At 51.0% G+C, this 19,702-nt stretch carries 17 protein-coding genes; 4 read left to right on the top strand and 13 right to left on the bottom strand.

The genetic code is table 11. The features are described from left to right. The first annotated feature begins 149 nt into the window (after nt 1–149). On the top strand, nt 150–1,184 hold the full coding sequence (locus EVJ20_RS03160) for a PTS sugar transporter subunit IIC (protein WP_131489791.1): 1,035 nt from the start codon (nt 150–152) through the stop codon (nt 1,182–1,184). A gap of 40 nt (nt 1,185–1,224) precedes the next feature. Here the strand turns inward: EVJ20_RS03160 and EVJ20_RS03155 are convergent, their stop codons facing one another. The 3 genes from EVJ20_RS03155 to EVJ20_RS03145 form a co-directional block, all read right to left on the bottom strand. Next, nucleotides 1,225–2,220: a Gfo/Idh/MocA family oxidoreductase gene (locus tag EVJ20_RS03155; protein ID WP_131507030.1), complete on the bottom strand. Its 996-nt coding sequence runs from the start codon at nt 2,218–2,220 to the stop codon at nt 1,225–1,227. Nucleotides 2,221–2,281: 61 nt separating this feature from the next. Further along, complete coding sequence (locus EVJ20_RS03150) at nt 2,282–2,770, bottom strand: GNAT family N-acetyltransferase (protein ID WP_071397441.1); 489 nt, start codon at nt 2,768–2,770, stop codon at nt 2,282–2,284. Between the two features lie 85 nt (nt 2,771–2,855). Then, entirely contained in the window at nt 2,856–3,251 is a 396-nt protein-coding gene (locus tag EVJ20_RS03145; RefSeq protein WP_370252266.1) for an OsmC family protein, read from the bottom strand. A gap of 125 nt (nt 3,252–3,376) precedes the next feature. Between EVJ20_RS03145 and cls the strand changes: the two genes are divergently transcribed. Both cls and EVJ20_RS03135 read left to right on the top strand, forming a co-directional pair. After that, nucleotides 3,377–4,834 carry a cardiolipin synthase gene (gene cls, locus EVJ20_RS03140; RefSeq protein WP_131507028.1) on the top strand — a complete coding sequence of 486 codons (1,458 nt, stop codon included), beginning with the start codon at nt 3,377–3,379 and terminating at the stop codon, nt 4,832–4,834. Between the two features lie 228 nt (nt 4,835–5,062). Next, nucleotides 5,063–5,905 carry a GGDEF domain-containing protein gene (locus EVJ20_RS03135; RefSeq protein ID WP_158625523.1) on the top strand — a complete coding sequence of 281 codons (843 nt, stop codon included), beginning with the start codon at nt 5,063–5,065 and terminating at the stop codon, nt 5,903–5,905. Between the two features lie 63 nt (nt 5,906–5,968). Here the strand turns inward: EVJ20_RS03135 and EVJ20_RS03130 are convergent, their stop codons facing one another. The 10 genes from EVJ20_RS03130 to EVJ20_RS03085 form a co-directional block, all read right to left on the bottom strand. Continuing rightward, nucleotides 5,969–7,948 carry a methyl-accepting chemotaxis protein gene (locus EVJ20_RS03130; protein ID WP_131465118.1) on the bottom strand — a complete coding sequence of 660 codons (1,980 nt, stop codon included), beginning with the start codon at nt 7,946–7,948 and terminating at the stop codon, nt 5,969–5,971. Nucleotides 7,949–8,202: 254 nt separating this feature from the next. Then, entirely contained in the window at nt 8,203–9,762 is a 1,560-nt protein-coding gene (locus tag EVJ20_RS03125) for a class I adenylate-forming enzyme family protein (RefSeq protein ID WP_236636154.1), read from the bottom strand. Next, the gene (locus EVJ20_RS03120; protein ID WP_131507026.1) at nt 9,743–10,603 is read right to left on the bottom strand and encodes an SDR family NAD(P)-dependent oxidoreductase; all 861 of its coding nucleotides are present in this window, start codon (nt 10,601–10,603) and stop codon (nt 9,743–9,745) included. The genes EVJ20_RS03125 and EVJ20_RS03120 overlap by 20 nt, the downstream gene beginning before the upstream one ends. Before the next feature lie 165 nt (nt 10,604–10,768). Further along, nucleotides 10,769–11,281 carry a hypothetical protein gene (locus EVJ20_RS03115; protein WP_131440576.1) on the bottom strand — a complete coding sequence of 171 codons (513 nt, stop codon included), beginning with the start codon at nt 11,279–11,281 and terminating at the stop codon, nt 10,769–10,771. 76 nt (nt 11,282–11,357) lie between these two features. Continuing rightward, nucleotides 11,358–11,879, bottom strand: a complete 522-nt coding sequence (locus EVJ20_RS03110; protein ID WP_131507024.1) for a GNAT family N-acetyltransferase — start codon at nt 11,877–11,879, stop codon at nt 11,358–11,360. Nucleotides 11,880–12,011: 132 nt separating this feature from the next. Next, nucleotides 12,012–13,919, bottom strand: coding sequence for a PTS fructose transporter subunit IIABC (locus tag EVJ20_RS03105; protein ID WP_131489796.1), 1,908 nt, complete (start codon nt 13,917–13,919; stop codon nt 12,012–12,014). After that, nucleotides 13,916–14,845 (bottom strand): 1-phosphofructokinase, encoded by a 930-nt coding sequence (pfkB, locus tag EVJ20_RS03100; RefSeq protein ID WP_131507022.1) that lies wholly within the window; start codon nt 14,843–14,845, stop codon nt 13,916–13,918. Before pfkB ends, EVJ20_RS03105 begins: the two co-directional genes overlap by 4 nt. Further along, a complete protein-coding gene (locus EVJ20_RS03095) occupies nt 14,842–15,588 on the bottom strand; it encodes a DeoR/GlpR family DNA-binding transcription regulator (RefSeq protein ID WP_131507020.1) in 747 nt (248 codons plus the stop codon). The genes pfkB and EVJ20_RS03095 overlap by 4 nt, the downstream gene beginning before the upstream one ends. Nucleotides 15,589–15,730: 142 nt before the next feature. Next, complete coding sequence (locus EVJ20_RS03090) at nt 15,731–16,639, bottom strand: alpha/beta hydrolase (RefSeq protein ID WP_131507018.1); 909 nt, start codon at nt 16,637–16,639, stop codon at nt 15,731–15,733. 99 nt (nt 16,640–16,738) lie between these two features. Further along, on the bottom strand, nt 16,739–17,935 hold the full coding sequence (locus EVJ20_RS03085; RefSeq protein WP_131507016.1) for a hypothetical protein: 1,197 nt from the start codon (nt 17,933–17,935) through the stop codon (nt 16,739–16,741). A gap of 266 nt (nt 17,936–18,201) precedes the next feature. Here EVJ20_RS03085 and nikA point away from each other — a divergent pair, with 266 nt between their 5' ends. Then, nucleotides 18,202–19,701 (top strand): nickel ABC transporter substrate-binding protein, encoded by a 1,500-nt coding sequence (gene nikA, locus EVJ20_RS03080; RefSeq protein WP_070327331.1) that lies wholly within the window; start codon nt 18,202–18,204, stop codon nt 19,699–19,701. Nucleotide 19,702 lies beyond the last annotated feature (1 nt).

The raw sequence follows: 19,702 nt of genomic DNA, 5'->3' as shown, positions 1-19,702 counted from the left end.
TTTTCAAAAAAACCGTTCACATTTGCCTCGTTTTTCATTTGGAAACGCTCCCATCCAAAAAAGTCGTGTCAGATGGATGAAATGGCTTTACATAACGGTCTGAATGGTTAACTATAGAGAAAATAAAACAGAGAGAAAGAGGTACACGTATGGTCATTATTCAAGGGATCGCCCTGTTGCTGTTGATTCTCGCCTTGTTCACGTTATTCAGTTACAAAGCACCGTTCGGGATGAAAGCGATGGGAGCACTCGCCGGCGCCGCAATCGCGAGCTTCCTCGTCGAAGCGTTCAACGCCTACGCGATCGGTGGGTTACTGCCGCTCCCTTTATATGAAGAAGTCGGCCAAGCTGCCGGTGCGCTGTCGGGACCTGCGGCAGCAGCACTTGTCGCGATTGCGCTCGGCATGAACCCGGTCTACGCGTTGATGCTCGGTTTGTCCGTGTCAGGCTTCGGGATTCTCCCCGGCTTTTTCGCAGGGTACGTCCTCGCCTTACTCGGCGGCAAGCTCGACCGGCACCTCCCGGCCGGTGTCGACATGATTTTTTACGTCATCGTCATGGCACCGCTCGCCCGTCTCGTCGCCATCGGTGTCGATCCGCTCGTCTCGAACACGCTCGCTCAAATCGGGGCGGTCATCGAGCTCGCAGCGACGCAAAATCCGATTGTGATGGGACTCGTCCTTGGCGGAATCGTCACGGTCGTCTCGACATCACCGCTCAGTTCGATGGCGCTCACGGCGATGCTCGGTCTGACCGGTGTCCCGATGGCAATCGCGGCCCTTGCCTTGACGGCGTCGATTTCGATGAACTATTTACTCTTTAAGCGATTGAACATCGGCTCGAAGAAAGACCAACTTTCGGTCGCGATCGAACCGCTCACACAAGCCGACCTCATCTCGGCGAATCCGATCCCAATCTATAGCGTCAACTTTGTCGGTGGTGCCATCGCCGGACTCATCGTCGCGATGACCGGAATGGTGAACAACGCACCTGGGTCTGCCGCCGGTATCCCGGGACTGCTCGTCATGTATGGCTTTAATGACTGGCAGACGGTGACGGTGACGGCAATCATCGTGTTCGCCGTCGGCATCATCGCCGGTCTCATCGGCAGCAAACTGTTCAGCAATTTCCCGATCGTTCGACATACGGAAAAGATGGCAAATCCTGAAGAGGAAGCCGCATGAAAAAGCAGGAAGTCCAATTCGCGGACTTCCTGCTTTTTCGTTATTCAAACGATAACGTTGTTTGCGTTCGAGACGATTGCCGCGCAAGTTCGATCACACGCGTCGTCAACAAAGCGGCCTCGAGGGAAACGACCGGCCGTCGCGTCGAATAACTGTCAGCGAGCTGGCGATAAAATGCCAAATAACGCCCCGGCTCGATTTCAATCGTTTGCGGCTCATTTACAACGAGCGTCCCCGTCTCACGGACACCCGCTTCGATCGCACCGTCTCGGAGCGCGGCCTCTTGCGGGTCGAGACCGTATTTGATAAAGCTGCCTGCCGTACCGTGGACTTCAAAGCGAGGCGCTTCAACGGCGACGAACGGGTTCGATCGTAAATAGACGCGCTTCTCACCGTAGTGCAGCGTCACGTTGAAGCCGTCATCTGACTGTCCGCCGTCTCGTTGGACCATGACGTCTGCTGAGACGTGGTCCGGTTCGCCGAACAATACGAGCGCCTGATCGATCAAATGACTGCCGAGGTCGAACAAAATACCAGACCCAGGACCTGCGTTCTCACGCCATCTGTCCCGGACAAGCGGACGGAACCGGTCAAAGCGTGATTCATACACTTTCCAGTCTCCGATTCGGTTTGATTCGAGCAGTGACGCCACCGTCAAGAAATCTCCGTCCATGCGTCGGTTGTGGAACACGTTGACGATCCCGTCACGCGTCTTCTCGAGGGCGATGAGGGATTCCCCTTCCTCAGACGTTAGGAACGCAGGCTTCTCGACGAGGACGTCTTTGTTTGCGTCGAGACACGTCGTTACCATGTCTTTATGTAAGTTCGACGGTGTCGTGATCACGAACAGCGTCGCATCGGTCGAAATCGCTTCTTCGAGCGTCGCGTATACGTCCACATCAGGGAGCACGGCACGGACGTCATCCGGTCTAGAGGAGACGACCCCAGTGATGTTGAATTCCTCGAGCGTCGTCAAAAATGGCAGGTGGAACGTTGTAGCCGAGAAGCCGAAACCGACCAATATAGTGTTGATCATATCTATTCCTCCTTTGTTTCTTCATGATTCATTGTAACAAAAAAAGGGGTACATTGACCCCTCACGCACTGACACTTTCATCCAAACCATATTCAAACGTGTTGTATCCGTTACGTGAATCGACGTAAACGAAACCAAAACGTGGATAATACTCGTTCAAAAACTCGTTGTCGGCGACACAGTCGAGACGGATCGGCTCGTTACCATCAGCTTCGCGGAGCACATGTTGCATCAGCTGTTGACCGACGCCACGGCCTTTCAATTGCTCACTGACGACGATGCGATGGATGTATTGACCGCGCTCGCCATCTTCCCATAAATTGTGATCCCATTCATCCGGAGGAAGCAAGGCGATCGAGGCCAAGACAAAGCCATGTTGTTCATACACGTACACACTTCCCGTCGCAATGTCGGTTCGCACGCGTTCTAACAAATCTAGCTCCAAATATTCCGTCCACTGGTCACTTCCTGTTTCATTAAGCGCTACGGCTCGTTGTTCGATTAGGTGCGCGATGTGTTTAGCATCGCGTTTCGTCGCGAGTCGAATCATAACGTCCTCCTTTATTTATGCAGTATTTGAAATACCAATATAACGGAGACGTTCGACCGATTTCAACCATCTTGCCTGAGCGATGTCATCGGAACGGGATGACGTCGCCCCCGTTCAATTGATAACTATACGTCAAAGTCGCGTTCAAGCTATGCGATACTGAGCAATAGCGATCGACGGACAGTTCGATGGCACGGCGGACCCGTTCCTCCGGCATCTCCCCTTCGAGTACATATAAAATATGGATCGTCGTGAACCGCATCGGGTGCTCGGTCGCCCGCACCGCGTCGACTTCCATCCCGAACCGTTCGAGCGGCAGGCGCATCTTGTGCAAAATCGAAACGATATCGATGCCCGTACAGGCCGCCGTGGCGTGCAGCAACATCTCGGTCGGCCGTGGCCCCGTATCCAATCCCCCGACATCCGGCGCCGCATCGAGTGTCACGCTATGACCGGAAGGAGTCGTTGTTTGAAACGCCATCCCTTGTTGCCAATCCACTTTCAAGTTCATCTCAGTCTCCCCCTTATTTTTTCACTAGCATACTATTCCCTCGATTGAGGTATTATAAAGCTAGTTGCACAATTTGTCGTTTAGGAGTGGGTCGCATGGAGTGGTCGGTCATGATCAGTTGGGGGCTGTATATCGTCCTCGGGTTAAATTTATTGTTCGCTTTAGCCGTTATCTTCGCGGAACGCCGCGATGTCGGTGCCACCTGGGCCTGGCTGCTCGTCTTGTTTTTCCTACCGATCCTCGGATTTATCATCTACTTGTTCCTCGGTAGACAGCTGAAAAAAGATAACTTCTTTAACTTGAGTGTTGAGGAACGCTCATTTCATTCGTTGCAAGTCGAGAGTCAAATCGAGCAGATTCACCGTAAAGAGACGATGCTCGCCCAACCGCTATTTGAGAAGTACGAGCAGTTGCTCGAGATGAACTTGCGCTCATCGAAGTCACTCATCAGCGTCCACAACAAGTCGACCATCATGCATGACGGGGAACAGAAGTTCAAGGCGCTGATGGACGATATCCGTAGCGCCGAGACCGAGATCAACATCCAGTATTACATCATCCAACGTGATGCCCTCGGGAAGGCCTTGATCCACGAACTGATCGAGCGCGCCAAAGCGGGCGTCAAAGTCCGGCTGTTGTATGACGCGGTCGGATCGCGCAGCCTCCGCGATTCAGACTTCAAGGAGTTGATCGCGCATAACGGCGAAGTCCGTGTCTTTTTCCCGCCGACGCTCGGCTTGATCAACTTCAAGTTGAACAACCGGAACCACCGGAAAGTCGTCATCATCGATGGCAAGATCGGCTACGTCGGCGGCTTCAACGTCGGTACCGAGTATCTCGGCCTCGTCGAAAAGTTCGGCTATTGGCGCGATACCCACCTCCGGGTCGAGGGGGACGTCGTCTACCACCTGCAGCACCGGTTCATCTTGGACTGGAACTTTTCGGGGAGCAAGCATCACGACCCTGAAAACTCGTTCTGCTTCGCGCACCATGATATTAAAGAGCAGTCACCGATGCAGATCGTGACGAGCGGACCGAACTCGGACACCGAGCACTTGAAGAATATGATGATCAAAATGATCGCGTCGGCGAAGCAACGGGTCATCATCCAAACGCCTTACTTCATCCCGGATACGAGCTTCATGGACGCCTGCAAGATGGCACTCCTCTCTGGTGTCGAGATGGACATCATGATTCCCGGAAAACCGGACCATCCGTTCGTCATGTGGGCGTCGCTGTCGTTTCTCGGTGAGCTGCTCGACTACGGGGCGAACGTCTACATGTACGATGAAGGCTTCCTGCACGCGAAGACGCTCGTCGTCGATGATGAAATTTCAACTGTCGGGACGACGAACTTGGACGCTCGCAGCTTCCGCTTGAACTTCGAAGTGAACGCCATCATCTACGACGAGCGGGTCGCTCTTGAGCTCGCCTCGTTGTTCGAGTCGGACGTCGCCGTCAGTCGCCGCTATACGGTCGACGACTATGCGGTCCGGAAGTGGAGCGTCCGGATGCGCGAAGGTGTGTCACGGTTGCTCAGCCCAATCTTATGACCGTTGTGAGATCGCGCCAGCGGTCTCTTTTTTATGTCCATCAGCCGACAGATTCTAGATTTCAGCTTATTTTTATCATGTTTTAGCTAATATTCTTCCAAATAAGGGTATAAAGTATCAGTACGAACGTCCTAAACTCTCGTTTCGTTAAAGAAAGGAGGAAGTATGCGTTCGCGCATATGTCATTCTATGGCTGATCAAGAACGAATTCACCAAGACACCCACACCATGAAACCCGATCCTTCCTCGTGGGACCAGTTACCGATCGGTCTCTTTGCATTCGATACGTTCGGACGCATCATCAGTTACAACGATTCATTCGTCGACTTACTCGGGGTCGTCCCAATGACAAGCTCGACGTTTGAACGGTGCACGACCTCAACGTTTGACTTATACGGTGCCGTCGCCCGTGTATTGGCAGGCGAGACCGTCCGTTTAGCCGGTTGGTATACCCCTCCGAATCGACAGCCCCGTTTCGTCCGGACGACGATGTCGCCCAGCTTTCAGGCTGACGGCCGAATCGACGGCGGGGTCGGCGTCATCGAAGACATGACCGAACAGCGACGTTATGAAGAACGGATGGAGCATCTGTCGTCACTCGACCCGTTGACCGAGTTATTCAACCGTAAAAAAGTCGGCGACGTCCTGACCTCGGCTGTCCAAGATACGGTCGACACGAAAGCACCTGCCGCCGTCATCATGCTCGATATCGACTACTTCAAGCTCGTCAACGACACGTTCGGTCACCCGACCGGCGATCTCGTGTTACGTTCGATCGCTCAATTGCTCCGCCGAAATATAAGGAAGACCGATTCGATCGGTCGCTGGGGCGGCGAGGAGTTTTTAATCGTCGCCCCGCAGTCGACACTTACTGATGGCATCCAGTTGGCCGACAAGTTACGTCAAAAGATCAACGACGAACCGTTCGGTCCGGTCCCGCACGTCACATGTTCGTTCGGCGTCAGTTCGCTTGATGGCGGAAAGACCGTCGAACAAGCACTTCAAGACGCGGACGAGGCGCTGTACGTGGCAAAAAACTCAGGCCGCAACCAAGTGTCGAGCAAACGATGATATGAACTCTAAGAAGAATCGAAATGTACCAAAAAGGCAGAGCGGATCCGCTCTGCCTTTCGTTTATACATTGAATCGTGATACGAGTTCTTGCAACTCCTCCGCCATATCGGCGAGTGCTTTCGCGGATTGCGAGACTTCCTCCATCGAACCGAGCTGGTCTTCTGTCGTTGCCGCGACTTGTCTCGAGGCGTTCGAATTCTCGTCGGCGATGTGAGCGATTTGCGTCGCTGAAGCTGATACTTCTTCGACGTTCGCCGCAATCTCTTCGACAGTGGCCGTCACGTCCTCGATCCGTGGCGTCATCTCCTGCGTCCGTAACATAATCTTCTTGAAACGCTCTGCTGTATTCTCCGTCGTCTCAAGGCCCGCTTTCGTATGGGCCGACACTTCTTTCATCAACGTGACAGACCGCTCCGTCTCTTGCTTGATATTCTCAATCAACTGCGAAATTTGCTTCGTCGAGTCCTGTGACTGTTCTGCTAACTTACGGACTTCACTCGCGACGACGGCAAACCCTTTCCCGTTCTCACCGGCGCGGGCAGCTTCAATCGCAGCGTTCAAAGCGAGTAAGTTCGTCTGCGTCGCGATCCCGTTGATCACATCGACAATGTTTCCAATCTCGTTCGAACGCTTTGCGAGTGACTCGATGACTGCGCCGAACGTCTCGACCGATGTGTCGATCGCTTTCATTTGCGTCACGTTATGGGTGACGGCAGCTGTCCCGTCTTCCGCTTCGATCGCCGTCTCGCGAGACAGTTCCGATACGTCCGTCGAGCTTTCAGCGATGCGCATGATGCCTGCCGTGATTGCTTGGAGCGAGACGGCGTTGTCGTCGAGCTGACGTTTCGAATCGTCGGCGCCGGCCGCCATCTGCTGGACCGCACCGGCAATCTGCTCAGAAGATGCTGTATTTTGCGCCGAGTTGGCCATCAGTTCTTGCGACGATGCGGCGACTTGTCCAATCGATTGATCGAGGTTGATGATGATCGAACGGAGTGACGCCGTCATGCCGTTGAAACTTTCAGCGACCCGGCCGATCTCATCGTTCGAATCGATGATGATTTCTTCCGTCAAATCTCCCGCCTGAATCCGTTCCGCGCCCGTCGTCAAACGGTTCAACGGTCGAATGATTGAGCGTAAGATGAAGTATAAGATGATTGAGGCCAAAAGACTCATCGCAGCAATCACGCCCACGGTCGTCCAAAGAATACCAATCGTCTCTTCTGTGATCTCGTCATCATACAGCGTTCCGGCCACTTTCCAACCCGTCAAGTCGTTCGTCATGAAGTCCATTTGTTTGTCTTCATTTTCGAACACATATGAAAAGCTGCCATCTTTGCCATCATAAAGCGATTCGACCCAATCGCCCGACCCCTTCTCGCCTGCTGCTAACGTCGGATGGGTCACGAACTGCTGGTTCGCATCAAGGATCGTGACGTAGCCTTCTTTCCCGATTTGAATGCTAGTCGCGACTTCGGCGATATCATCAACGTCGACGTCGACCGCGATGACGCCACGACCGTCATCCGTTGTCTGCGATAACGTGACCATCATCTTGTTCGAGGCCGCATCGACGTAAGGGTCGGTGATGACGACGTTTCCTTTGGCACCATCTGCCGCTTCGTACCACGGACGCGTCCGGGGATCATAGTCGTCCGGCATCGTTTGGACCGGATAGATCGTCATCGTGCCTTCAGTGGACGCATAATAGATGTTCGTCACTTTCGGATGGGTCGCCAAATATTCGACGAACTTCTCCTCTAACCCAAGGTTGTCTTCTCCTTCTTCGTAGAGCGACTCATCGATCCGCCCCGCAAAAAAGGCGACGTCGCGCTCAATCGGTTCAATCAGATTCGTGATCTCGTCATTCATCCGCTCCACACCCGCGTGTGCCGACTGCATGATTTGATCCGTAATTTTTTGTTTCGCCTGATAGTAAGCGACAAAGCCGATCAATAACGATGGAATCAATAATAAGAGCAATGACATCGTGATCAACTTTTGTTTAATGCTGATGGTTCGTTGTTTCGTCCGTTTCATAAATAACCCCTATTCCCGAGAATAACTCTCGCTACGTTAACCTATGTATCGGCTAGAATTCGGGTCTTTTTGATGACCTAGACAAAAAATCATTACCGTTTTTCTATTTTTCTAACCTGAAAACCTTTACATTCGACGGTTTGTCGAATTAAGCGCAACACTTCATCCGTTCGATGATTGCCTCGTTCAATTCCACTTCCTTCCCCCGCGATCAAAGTACTCTCAACATCTTTATAACTCTATTCTTAGATCACTTAACCCCCGATACGAGTAATTGTTTGAATTCGTTTTCGGTCCAGCTTTCCTACAGGTGTATAAGGCAGCTCTTCAACGAAAACGATTTCTCGAGGGATTTGGTATGCTGCCACTCGTGTGCGTAACCAGCTGAAAAGTTCTTCTTCACTCATTTTTTTCTCAGAATACAACTGCACATATGCCTTCAGAATGTTGCCAGCGTAGATATCCTCTACACCGATTACAGCGACGTCTTCGACACTCGGATGGCTGCACAATGCAACTTCTATTTCCGAAGGATAGATGTTGTTGCCGGCCGAAATGATCAAGTCGTCTGTTCGTCCACACAGGAAATAATAGCCGTTCTCGTCCCGGTATCCGATATCGCCAGTTTGAATCCAGTGGCTTGGGCTGTTTTTCATGGACCATTTATTCCGAATACAAAATTGTCCAATACTGCCAGGTTCAACTTTTTTCCCGTCCACGACTACCTGCAATTGACTTCCCGAAATTGCTTTTCCAAGCGTGTTTGCATGAAAATTTAAATCTTCGGGTGTAGCAATGATGTTCAAGCCAGCTTCCGAAGTTCCGTATAGATTGTATAAGACATTCCCCAGATGATTGTTTACTTCATTCACTAAAACCGGATTTAGTTTTGCACCTCCAGACGCAATGCAAGCTAGGGAACTGAGCGCTTCTTTATCGTGCTTCAACATTTTATGAATCATCAAAGGAACTACCGTGACAACTTCTACTTGATGCTGCCGAATAAGGGCGCATGCTCCTTTCGGATCAAAGCTCTCCTGAATGACAACTTTCTTTCCCAAAGCAAGAAATGATAACAGTACTGCGATGCCGTAGCCATGGTAAATCGGCGTTGCAATATAGGCAGTGCTGTATGTTGGCAGCTGCAGTCGGTTCAGTAAAGCAGCAAAAGGATCCAGGAAATTAAAGAGGGATGGGCGGTGAATCACTTGTTTAGGCTTTCCAGTGGTGCCACCGGTCAACAGCACAATCTTTCCGCTGGAAGAAGCCGTCAATTTTTCTTTTCTATGTAGAGCCGAATCCGACAAACTGTTGATGGATTCAATTTTTTCATGATAACTGACGATTTTTGAATGTTGGTAAGACGATTTTTCAATCAATCCGCTAAACTCTTCGTCGTAAATCAGCAAGTCGAAATGATGTTCTCGCACTAGCCGATCGAACTGCAGTTGACTCATGGAACAATTGAGCAAGTATATATCTGTGCCGAGCCGCGAAGCAGCAAAAATGCCCTGCACGAAGGACGCGTGGTTTTTACAGAAGAACGCCACTTTATGCCCTTTACAAATCCCATACCTCTCCGCTAGAAGATGAGCGAGATTTTCACAGTGCTTCTGCAGCTCCAGATAATTGAGTGTTTCCCGACTATCCACCAAAGCAGTTTTTTGGCCTCCCGTCTTTTCCGTCAATGAAAAAAGAAGCATAAGGTTTACACCGTTTTGATGGATAGCGAAGCAAAGACGTCCTAAGTTTGATGGGGAAAGAAAATTGAGCTGCGACAATATTTTCAGCAAATTAAACATTGCCTCTTTCACGCTCCTTTTTTCTTAATAACCTGAGGACGATAAACGATAACGGTGATCTGAAAATAACTGAAGCCCATTGACCTAGAATCAGCCACCAGGGTTTATAAACTTTTCTTTTCGTATACAAGGCGTGTCCTATAATTTCCCCCACGTGAACCGGTGACATGGCAGGGGAAGTCTGATAAGCAATAGTTGGTTTTATCATGGGTGTTTTCACGAGCGGCAGATAAATGGAAGTGGTGGAAATGTTTTTGATTTTCAGTTCCGGCTCCGCCGAGCGCAACCACGTATCAAAAGCGGTTTTCGACGCCTGGTAGGCAGCCCAGTGAGGTATAGGGAATAGCAAAGCATTTATGGTGGAGACATTGATGATGTGCCCGTTCTTTTTCTCAAGCACCGGAATGAGCGATAGCAACAACTGTACCGGAGCAAAATAATTAAGCGCCATGGTACGTGTGAAGTCATGGTAACGATCCAGCGACTGGGCAATTGGACGGTTGATGGAGATTCCGGCATTGCTGACGACAACATCCACTCCGTCCGTTAATTGATGAAGAAATGCCAGCAATCCTTTTAGTTCCTCTTCATTGCGCAAATCTGCCGGGAATACCGTTACACTGGCTGTAGCCTTTTCGATTTCGACTTTCATGACGTTCATGCTTGCTTCTCTGCGGGCCACCAGAATCAGATGCGCAGTTGTATTCGCTAATAGATAGGCGAACTCCTTGCCGATTCCTGAACTCGCTCCAGTAATCAGGACAGTCTTTCCATCCATCTCTTTTTTCATCTTCTCGAAATTGAGGGAAGGCGATAAAAATAGGGCTCTCTCCAGTAGAGTGTAGTTATGCATGTAGCCAGCACCTTTTTGTAAGATATCGTTATAAAATCAGGAATCTTCCGACTCTTATTTTTATAAATTTTACCATTTAAACCCTATTAACGGAATGGATAAGGAGAAAAGATAAACATCGTCCTCCCCTTACCTTGTAATCGTTTTTTAGGTGTCACCTCTGCATCAATCTTCGAGATACATATCCAAATGCAACAACTCGTCTCGCAGCGGCGACAAATCGTTCAACGAATGGACGCCCATCATATAGTCGTACCCAAAGAACACTTTGAACCTATATTCTTCGTCTGACTCATTCACTTTATACTCTAACTCGGCGTAAAGCGTATTCCTTAACATGAGGCGAAGCATGTTCGGGATTTGGTCTCGTGACAGCACCTTCCCTAGCTTCACTTTTTTGCGAAGGTCTCTCATCCGGATCGGATAAAGCGCATTGAACGCGCATTTCGAAGAGGCTCGATACGCATAGTCACGTCGCTCAAGATAGGAGACGGTCAATGTCTTCACTCCTAAATAGCCCATGATTCGCTCAATCGCTTTAACGTAATTAGACTCCATGCGGAGATATTCCTCCAACGTGAAGACGACACCTTCAAACGTTTGATCGATGTCCGAGATTTCCGTCCACTCGTCAATCTTCCCTCTCGTTTCAGGATGATATTTGGTTATGTTATACATGTTCATGTAGTCACCTATTTTGCTATATATTTGTGTTGTCTAAATAAAACGGACGCGACAGTTTCGTCGCGTCCGTTCATGCCCCGATGATCGCATCATGGGTCGCTTCCGTCCAGCCATAGGCGACTTCGCGCAACGCGAGTTCGCCGAACAAGCGCTCTTTCGCATCGACGACCCGCCCTTGCCGTTGTTCATAAAACGCCCGATGCGGGTTCAGCTCGAGCGCCCAAATGAGTAGTCCACGGCTAGACATCGTTTGGACCGCGCGTTCGAGTAACAGCGATCCGATTCCAATGCGCTGATGCTCTTCAAGAATATATATCGCATAAATCTCGTTCGGATGGTCCGGATAGTCCCCCGTCCGCTCGTCCCCATACAAAACGAAACCAACGATTTCCTCATCGACTATGGCGACGAATCCGCTGACTTCGCGGTTAGAAAGGGCAGTTCGGATTTTTTCCGACCACTCGATCGAGCCAGAAGAGAGCTTTAATAAAACCTCAGTCGGAACGATCCCCCGATAAGTCGTTCGCCAACCGTTGACCCTGACGCGTGCGATCCCGTAAGCGTCTTTCGGCTCAGCTTTCCGTATTTGCATCCGTACCCCCTCCTACCCTAAGTTTTACAAATATCTTACCACAAATCACCGAATCGAAATCACACTTCTTCCAGAAACGACTGACAATCATTTGACAAAAAACGACCGTAGGAATCCCTACGGTCGAGTTTGTTAAGCGACATCACGCGTTGGCTCTGCCGTCGCTGTCGTAAGCGGTTTTTTCAAGAACGAGAGGAGGAGTGCTCCGACGAGTGCCCCTACGAGAATCGCAAGTGCGTAGAGACCCATGCTCATCGCGACGTTTCCAGCTCCTTCAAGTAATGGGAAGACGAAGATCCCACCGTGCGGCGCCGGCAATTGAATCGCGAAGAAGGCAGATAATCCACCGGCGAGTGCTGACCCGAGGATCGCTGACGGTAATACCCGGATCGGGTCGGCCGCAGCGAACGGGATGGCTGCTTCTGTGATGAACGAGGCGCCCATGATGTACGCCGTCTTACCAGCTTCACGTTCTTGTTTCGAGAACTTCTGACGAGCGAACACGGTTGACGCGAGCGCGACGAGAAGCGGTGGCACCATTCCACCTGCCATGACGGCCGCCATGACTTCTTGGTTACCGGCTGTGAGTGCCGCCGTACCGAACACGTACGCCGTTTTGTTGATCGGGCCACCCATATCGACGGCCATCATGCCACCGACGATGACACCGAGCAAGATGGCGTTAGCACCACTCATGCTGTTGAGCGTATCCATCAACCATGTCATGAACGCTGCGATCGGTTCGTTGACGACAAGTAGCATGATCATCCCTGAGATGAACGAGCCGAGCAACGGATACAGGAGGACTGGTTTAATTCCTTCAAGCGTCGCTGGCAATTTCGCGAGTGCTTTTTTCAAGAACAGGACGACGTAACCAGCTAAGAAACCGGCGATGAGTCCACCGAGGAATCCGGCATTCCCTTCGCTCGCGAGCACACCGGCGACGAGACCAGGTGCGAGACCCGGACGATCGGCGATCGACATCGCGATGAAACCGGCAAGGATTGGGACGAGGAAACCGAACGCCGCGCCACCGATCGTCATGAGCTGAGCCGCAAATTCATTGTAAGACGGGTCATCTGGGTTTGCCGAGTTGATGCCCCAGAAGAAGCTGAGGGCAATCAACAGACCACCGGCGACGACGAGTGGCAGCATGGCTGATACCCCGCTCATCAAGTGTTTGTAAATGCCGGTGCGCTGTTCTTTAGGAGCGCCTGACGTCCCTGTCGAACGGTAAACCGGTGCATCTTGTTTCACAGCCCGATTGATCAACTCTTCAGGTTTGCGGATGCCTTGCGCGACCGGTACTTCGATCACGTGTTTCCCGGCGAACCGCTCCATGTCGACGGCTTTATCGGCCGCGACGATGATAGCTGTCGCTTTGGCGATATCAGCTGCCGTCAATTCGTTTTTGACGCCAGTCGAACCGTTCGTCTCGACCTTGATGTCGACACCCATCGCTTCTGCTTTTTGTTTCAGGCTGTCTGCTGCCATATACGTGTGCGCGATGCCGGTCGGGCAAGCTGTGACGGCAAGGATATAAGGTGCATCCTTTTTGACCGTTTTTTCAGCAACCGGTGCCGCTTCGGCCGCTTCTTTCTCTTCGATTGCGCGAATGACGTCATCTTCTGACGTTGCCGCATAGAGACGTTCCTGGAATTTTGGATCCATAAGGAAGACGGATAATTTCGAGAGTGTTTCTAAGTGCTCGTTGTCGGCGTGTTCGCCTGCTGCGATCATGAAGAACAGGCGGCTGTCTTGGCCGTCGAGCGCTTCATAGTCGATCCCGCTCGAGCGACCAAAGGCGATCGCGGGTGCTTTGACAGCTTTCGTCTTCGCGTGCGGGATGGCAATCCCTTCACCGAGTCCGGTCGTGCTTTGCGCTTCGCGGGCCAAGATGGCGTCGCGATAACCGTTCCGGTCCGATAGCTTACCGGCCCGGTCGAGCACGTCGACGAGCTCATCGATGACGTCTGCTTTTGAACGACTGCGGAGATTCAGTTGGATCGTGTCCTTTTTGAGTAGGTCCGTGATGTTCATGTTGTTTCCTCCAATCGTGATAGTGGGGTGACGTCGACTTCGCCGACCAAGCGGTCCACGTCTTGTTTCGTACAGAGGCCAAACGTATAAGCAGATGCACTGCCGGTCGTGACCGCATAGCGGAACGCCTTGGTTGCGTCATGGTCTAAAATGTTGGCGACAAAACCGGCGACGAGTGAATCGCCCGCTCCGACCGAATTGACAAGTTTCCCGCTCGGCGTGTTCGCCGTATAGGCGCCTGAACCGTTGACAAGCATCGCTCCGTCTCCTGCGAACGAGACGATGACGTTTTTGGCGCCACGCTCGACTAACTGTTCAGCGTAAGGGAGCGCCTGGTCAAACGTCTCGATGTTGACGTCAAACAGTTCACCAAGCTCGTGATGGTTCGGTTTGATCATGAGTGGTTCGAGCGAGAGCACTTCGAGCATCGCTTCTTTTGTCGTATCGACGACGAAGTCGGCTCCGTTCGCTCGAACTTTCTCAGCGAGCGTCCGGTAAAGTGTGCTCGGCAGATTGCTAGGGATGCTTCCGGCCAAGACGACGATATCACCTGCTTGGACGTGTTCGAACTGTGCTGTCAACTGTTCAAGTTCCGTGTCCGAGATGACAGGACCACTCGCGTTCAATTCCGTCTCTTCTTTCGCCCGGATCTTGACGTTGATTCGGGTCTCGCCATCGACTTCGATGAAATCGGTCTCGACACCCTTGTCCGTCAACGCTTTCTTAATAAATTCACCTGTCGTTCCGCCGATGAATCCTAGGGCGACCGTATCGGCGTCAAACTCACGTAAGACGAACGAGACGTTGATACCTTTTCCTCCGGCCCGTTGCGTCGTCTCTTGGATGCGGTTGACCTCACCTAAGACGACTTCTGGCAATGTGACGTAATAATCGATTGATGGGTTAAGTGTTAACGTGTAAATCATTGGGCGTTCACCACCTTTGTTAATGTTTCGACTGAACTGACGTACGGTGCACCGCTCATCGTGATGAGTGTCGCCGCCTCGAGGGGCGCCACTCGGCTGAACGAACGTTTCCCGAATTTTGAATCGTCCGCCAAGATGTAGGCGTTCCGAGCCAGTTCAATCGCTGTTTTTTTGACGAGGGCTTCTTCTGGGTCAGGCGTCGTATAGCCGGCTTCTAGGTCGACCCCATTGATACCGAGAAAAGCGACATCGACCCGATAGTTCATCATGCTCTCGCGGGCGTTGTAGCCGACGAGCGCTTGCGTCGAACGTTTCAACTCGCCGCCGATCACGAACGTTTTAATATCGAGATCGAACAAGTCGTTGGCAATCGGGAGGCTGTTCGTGACGACGATGACTTTCTTACCTGTCAAGTAAGGGACCATCGCCTGTGTCGTCGTCCCGGCATCGAGATAGACGGACATCCCGTCTTCGATGAACGTCGCGGCCTTCCGTGCGATCGCGACTTTCTCATCGACGTGCCGATCCCGTTTTTCCTCGAACGTCGGTTCGTCTTCAGCGCGAACGACGAGCGTCGCCCCGCCATGGACCCGTTCAAGGTAGCCTTCGGCCTCAAGGTCCGTCAAATCACGGCGGATCGTCGACTCTGACGCCCCCATCCATTCGACCAACTCTTTCAGCTTGACGATCTTTTGTTCCGACAACCGTTGCAAAATCATCTGATGTCGTTGTTTCGTTAACATCGTATTCCCTCCGTATCTCTAATATAAAGCGTTTACATTCAAAAAACAATCAAAAACATTCAAATTCATTCATTTTTTATCTTATTGTCACAATTATAACACAAAAAACGGTCACTAAGTGACCGTTTTCGACTGTTTTTGACTATTTGATTAACCAATTGTTCAATTTCTGTAACAGCTGTGGATGAAGCGGGGCCTCGATCGCCTCACGATATTCTTTGTGCAACGTTAAAAGTGAATGCGGGCTCGTCCGTTCGACGAGCAGGTGGTTCATATCTTTAATGATATAGCTGTCGACATCGCCTTTCGTCCGCAGTGAATGGACGTGTTCAGGCGGAACTTGGACGTCACGGTCACCGGTGATGGCAAGCAGCGGGACACGCACGAGCTCGAGCCGTTCCCGGACGTCATACGACGCATGTTCACGAATCCATTTGGCGTTGACGACTTGGCCTCGGTATTTGAACGCAGCGACGTTCGTCCGGAGCGAGCGCTCGAGCAGATCGTCTTGCCGTTGTCTGACTTTTTTCGGGACGCCGGTCAACCGATAAAACATCCCTTTCAACCCTTTCACGCGCCCGATCTCGCTCGCGAGTGCGTCGGCTTGATGTAAGAACATCTGTTTCGACGAGTCGTTGAATCCGGCGAGGAGGATCAATCCGGCCGCATTCGTCTCGAGTTGAACGGCCGGGGCGATGACCGCCCCTTCGCTATGGCCAAGCACGTAGACATCGCCCGTTTCAGGCAACCCTTGGATCGTTTTCACGACTTCGATCGCATCGTTGACCAAGTCGTGGAGTCCGACTTTATTAAAGTCACCATCCGACTCCCCAATCCCTTGTTTGTCGTACCGAAATACGTTGACGCCCATGCCATATAGCGCGTCGGCTAGTTTTTTATACGTATTGAACTGGACAGGTCCGACATTGCCGTTCCGGTCACTCGGCCCGCTCCCGCTCAAGATGACGACCGTCTTTCGCTTCCCGTCATGCAATAAAAGCGTACCGGCCAGTTCACCGTAATGTCTTGTAATGTTCATGTTTCGTTCCATTGTATCGCCTCCTCTTTCATCATACCGAACAATTCGAGAGAGGACGAGTGTTTCAGTCAAAAAGAAAGAACCGCCCTCACACGGGGACGGTTCAAGACATCATTGTGTGGCGAGCCAATCTGTTAGCCAAGAGACGTGGTCTTCCATCGCCTCGTTCGACAAACGGTCGATTGTATCGGCTTCAGTTAAAGCATCAAACTCAGCCGTCAATGAATCGCTTAATGACATGACCGGTACGCCTTCCGCATGAAATTCATCTAAATACGACGTCCCGAGTGGCTTCACATCAAGTGATGACCAGCTTCCTTGCTCAAGGACCGGCAGTCTTGTCATCCCTTTTGTCCTTACAAAACGTGCATCTTCCCCGGTACCAAGAATATCTAATGACAGTACTAAAGACGGCAAAGTTTCAGCCTGTTTCGCTGTTTCTAAATAATCCATGGCGGTCTCGTAGCCACCCCCACTTCCGTTCAAGAAGAGATACCGGATCGTTGCATCCGTATCAATGCCATCCATTTGTTCGATGAGCGCGTACAATATCGATGAACCACCAAGGCTCCATAACGCATGGTCCCCGTAACCCGTGCCGTCAAGCCTAGCCAAGATCACAATCTCCTCGTCTGTTTTACCAGGTTGAATAAATTCGACATACGGCACCTCGTCGTCGACGAACGGTTCGACCGAGACATGCGTCCCGTCCGTCAAACGATCTGCTGTCTCAACGTCGACGCCGATGCCGGGCAGCCGCGTCCGTGGCGAAGTATAAATGGTTCCGTAATAAGCCTCTTCTTGTTCATCGGGCGTGACAATGTACCCTTCGGCTCCTGCCTCCAACAGGTTGAGTAAGTGGCGATTCGCCTCATCATCAATGAGGACCTCTCCATATGGATCAGCCGACGTGTCCCTCCTGTCAAACTCGAGTGATTTGACCGTCATCGGCAAAACGACGACTTTTCCTTCTACATCATCAATCGGTTCGTTCCAATCCGTTTGAATCACTTCACCGTCAAATCCAGCTTCTAAGATGAAATGAGATACACCATCGAATCGTTCGTCGTCTTCAATGGTCAACGTCGTCCAATGGCTCGGTACGGAGGCATAATGGACGAAACGGTCCATCTCAAGATCGAGCTCGGTCCCGAGCGACTCGAACAGCTCGACGTTCTCCCAACTGTTAACGTCTCGGTCGAAAGACGCAAAGTATTCGGCCGTCTCATACGGGGTGGCGTTTGTGAACGGACTGACGTACAAAAAGACGACATATAGTACCGATAGTAAGCTAAACATAATGTTCATACGAGTTGTCTCCAATAACTAAGTAATAATTTCAACCAATGATCAAGAAACAATGGATAACTTGGAAATTATTATTATAAATGGCTTTTAGTACTTTTTCATTTAATTTTTTATAGGTTTAAATATATTTAACAACACATAACCATTCAATCACCACCAGTGTTACCTGTTAATTTAAACATAAAATTCACCAGTTGATACATTGTAATGATTACGCTATGATGTAATTCGTAATCATTACAATTTGAAAGAAGGATGTCATCTCTATGAAATATGTAGTTCCGCTCATATGTACTATCGCTCTATTTTTTTTAACGGCTTGCAACGATTCCAATCAAGACGATCGGCATTTACATTTCGTCTATAACTTCTCAACTCAGTCGCTAGACCCCCACCGCGATTCAAGTTACGTTCCGCTCCGGGCCGGTGTGACAGAGACGCTTTTTAAATTGAACGATGAGACGTTATCGGTCGACCCCTGGCTCGCACAATCGTTCGAACAAGTGAACGAAACGACGTGGCGCGTTTACATACGAGAAGACGTGACGTTCCATAACGGGAAACCGCTCGACACGCAGGCCGTCAAACGTTCACTCGACCGTTCTCTCGAAGAGAATACAGGGATCCGCAGCGCATTGCGTATCGAATCGATTACAGCGGAAGCATCGAGCCTCCTAATCGAGACGACCGTCCCTTATCCAGAACTCGTCAATGAACTCGTCCATCCGAACACATCCATCATTGACGTCACTGCAGATGATGCCATCGATCAAATACCTGTCGGGACCGGCCCTTATCAAGTGACGTCGTTCCAACCCGGCTCGAACATCCAACTTGAACGGCATGATGCATACTGGGACGGTCAACCGAAACTCGATACGGTCACGTTCACGTTCAACGAAGACCCGGGGTCGCGCACGATGGCGCTCCGGTCTGGCGAAGCAGACATCGTCTATCGTCCAGAAATCGAGATGATCGACACGTTGGAGCAGGACGGGTTCGTCGTCGACAAGGCGGAGACGTTCCGTGTCCATCAGTTGACGATGAACCTTGAACGTGAACATATGCAGTCACTCGCGATGCGCCGCCTGATTGACTCGCTCATCAATCGCGAACAAATCGTGGACGGCATTTTGAATGGCTATGCCACACCTGCTGTCGGTCCATTCTTACCGTCTTTCCCGTTCGCCCCGTCCTACCCTTCTGACGAGGGACAAGATGTCCTGGACCTGGTCAAACAAGACGGTTACGAGCAAGTCAACGGCGTGTTGATGAAAGACGGTGAGCCGGTTCGGCTCAATCTGTTGACGTATAGCTCACGACCTGACTTACCACTCATCGCACAGTTGATTCAATCGGATGCGAAGCAAGTCGGGATAGAAATCGATATTCAAATGATTGACACACCGGAAGAATATATGGCCGCCGAACGAGACTGGGACCTTGCGACGTATAGCAATTTGACCGCACCACGTGGGGACGGCGGCTACTACTTGAACGCCACGTTCCATCCGAACGGCGCGTTGAATTTCAGTGGCGTAGAAGATGCGACATTGACGCAGAAAATCGACCGCTTGAATCAGACGGTCGACCGTGCTGAACGCGACCGAATGACCGAAGAAATTGCGCAATATGTCGATGAACGTGTCATCAACTCATTTTTAGTCCACCCTTCGACGAATGTTGCTTTGAAAGACAACGTGCATGGGTGGGTCACTGAAAAGAGCGAATACTATATGATCACAAAAGATTTGGATGTGTTGTGAT

The sequence above is a fragment of the Exiguobacterium sp. SH0S1 genome, from assembly GCF_004337165.1.
GTDB lineage: Bacteria > Bacillota > Bacilli > Exiguobacteriales > Exiguobacteriaceae > Exiguobacterium > Exiguobacterium aurantiacum_A.
This window is presented reverse-complemented; position numbering and strand designations above follow the sequence as displayed.

Bases quoted from the DNA above. Each gene is read 5' to 3' on its own strand.
- EVJ20_RS03160 (WP_131489791.1), top strand. From the start codon at position 150: ATGGTCATTATTCAAGGGATCGCCCTGTTGCTGTTGATTCTCGCCTTG.
- EVJ20_RS03155 (WP_131507030.1), bottom strand. From the start codon at position 2,220: ATGATCAACACTATATTGGTCGGTTTCGGCTTCTCGGCTACAACGTTC.
- EVJ20_RS03150 (WP_071397441.1), bottom strand. From the start codon at position 2,770: ATGATTCGACTCGCGACGAAACGCGATGCTAAACACATCGCGCACCTA.
- EVJ20_RS03145 (WP_370252266.1), bottom strand. From the start codon at position 3,251: ATGGCGTTTCAAACAACGACTCCTTCCGGTCATAGCGTGACACTCGAT.
- cls (WP_131507028.1), top strand. From the start codon at position 3,377: ATGGAGTGGTCGGTCATGATCAGTTGGGGGCTGTATATCGTCCTCGGG.
- EVJ20_RS03135 (WP_158625523.1), top strand. From the start codon at position 5,063: ATGAAACCCGATCCTTCCTCGTGGGACCAGTTACCGATCGGTCTCTTT.
- EVJ20_RS03130 (WP_131465118.1), bottom strand. From the start codon at position 7,948: ATGAAACGGACGAAACAACGAACCATCAGCATTAAACAAAAGTTGATC.
- EVJ20_RS03120 (WP_131507026.1), bottom strand. From the start codon at position 10,603: ATGCATAACTACACTCTACTGGAGAGAGCCCTATTTTTATCGCCTTCC.
- EVJ20_RS03115 (WP_131440576.1), bottom strand. From the start codon at position 11,281: ATGTATAACATAACCAAATATCATCCTGAAACGAGAGGGAAGATTGAC.
- EVJ20_RS03110 (WP_131507024.1), bottom strand. From the start codon at position 11,879: ATGCAAATACGGAAAGCTGAGCCGAAAGACGCTTACGGGATCGCACGC.
- EVJ20_RS03105 (WP_131489796.1), bottom strand. From the start codon at position 13,919: ATGAACATCACGGACCTACTCAAAAAGGACACGATCCAACTGAATCTC.
- pfkB (WP_131507022.1), bottom strand. From the start codon at position 14,845: ATGATTTACACGTTAACACTTAACCCATCAATCGATTATTACGTCACA.
- EVJ20_RS03095 (WP_131507020.1), bottom strand. From the start codon at position 15,588: ATGTTAACGAAACAACGACATCAGATGATTTTGCAACGGTTGTCGGAA.
- EVJ20_RS03090 (WP_131507018.1), bottom strand. From the start codon at position 16,639: ATGGAACGAAACATGAACATTACAAGACATTACGGTGAACTGGCCGGT.
- EVJ20_RS03085 (WP_131507016.1), bottom strand. From the start codon at position 17,935: ATGAACATTATGTTTAGCTTACTATCGGTACTATATGTCGTCTTTTTG.
- nikA (WP_070327331.1), top strand. From the start codon at position 18,202: ATGAAATATGTAGTTCCGCTCATATGTACTATCGCTCTATTTTTTTTA.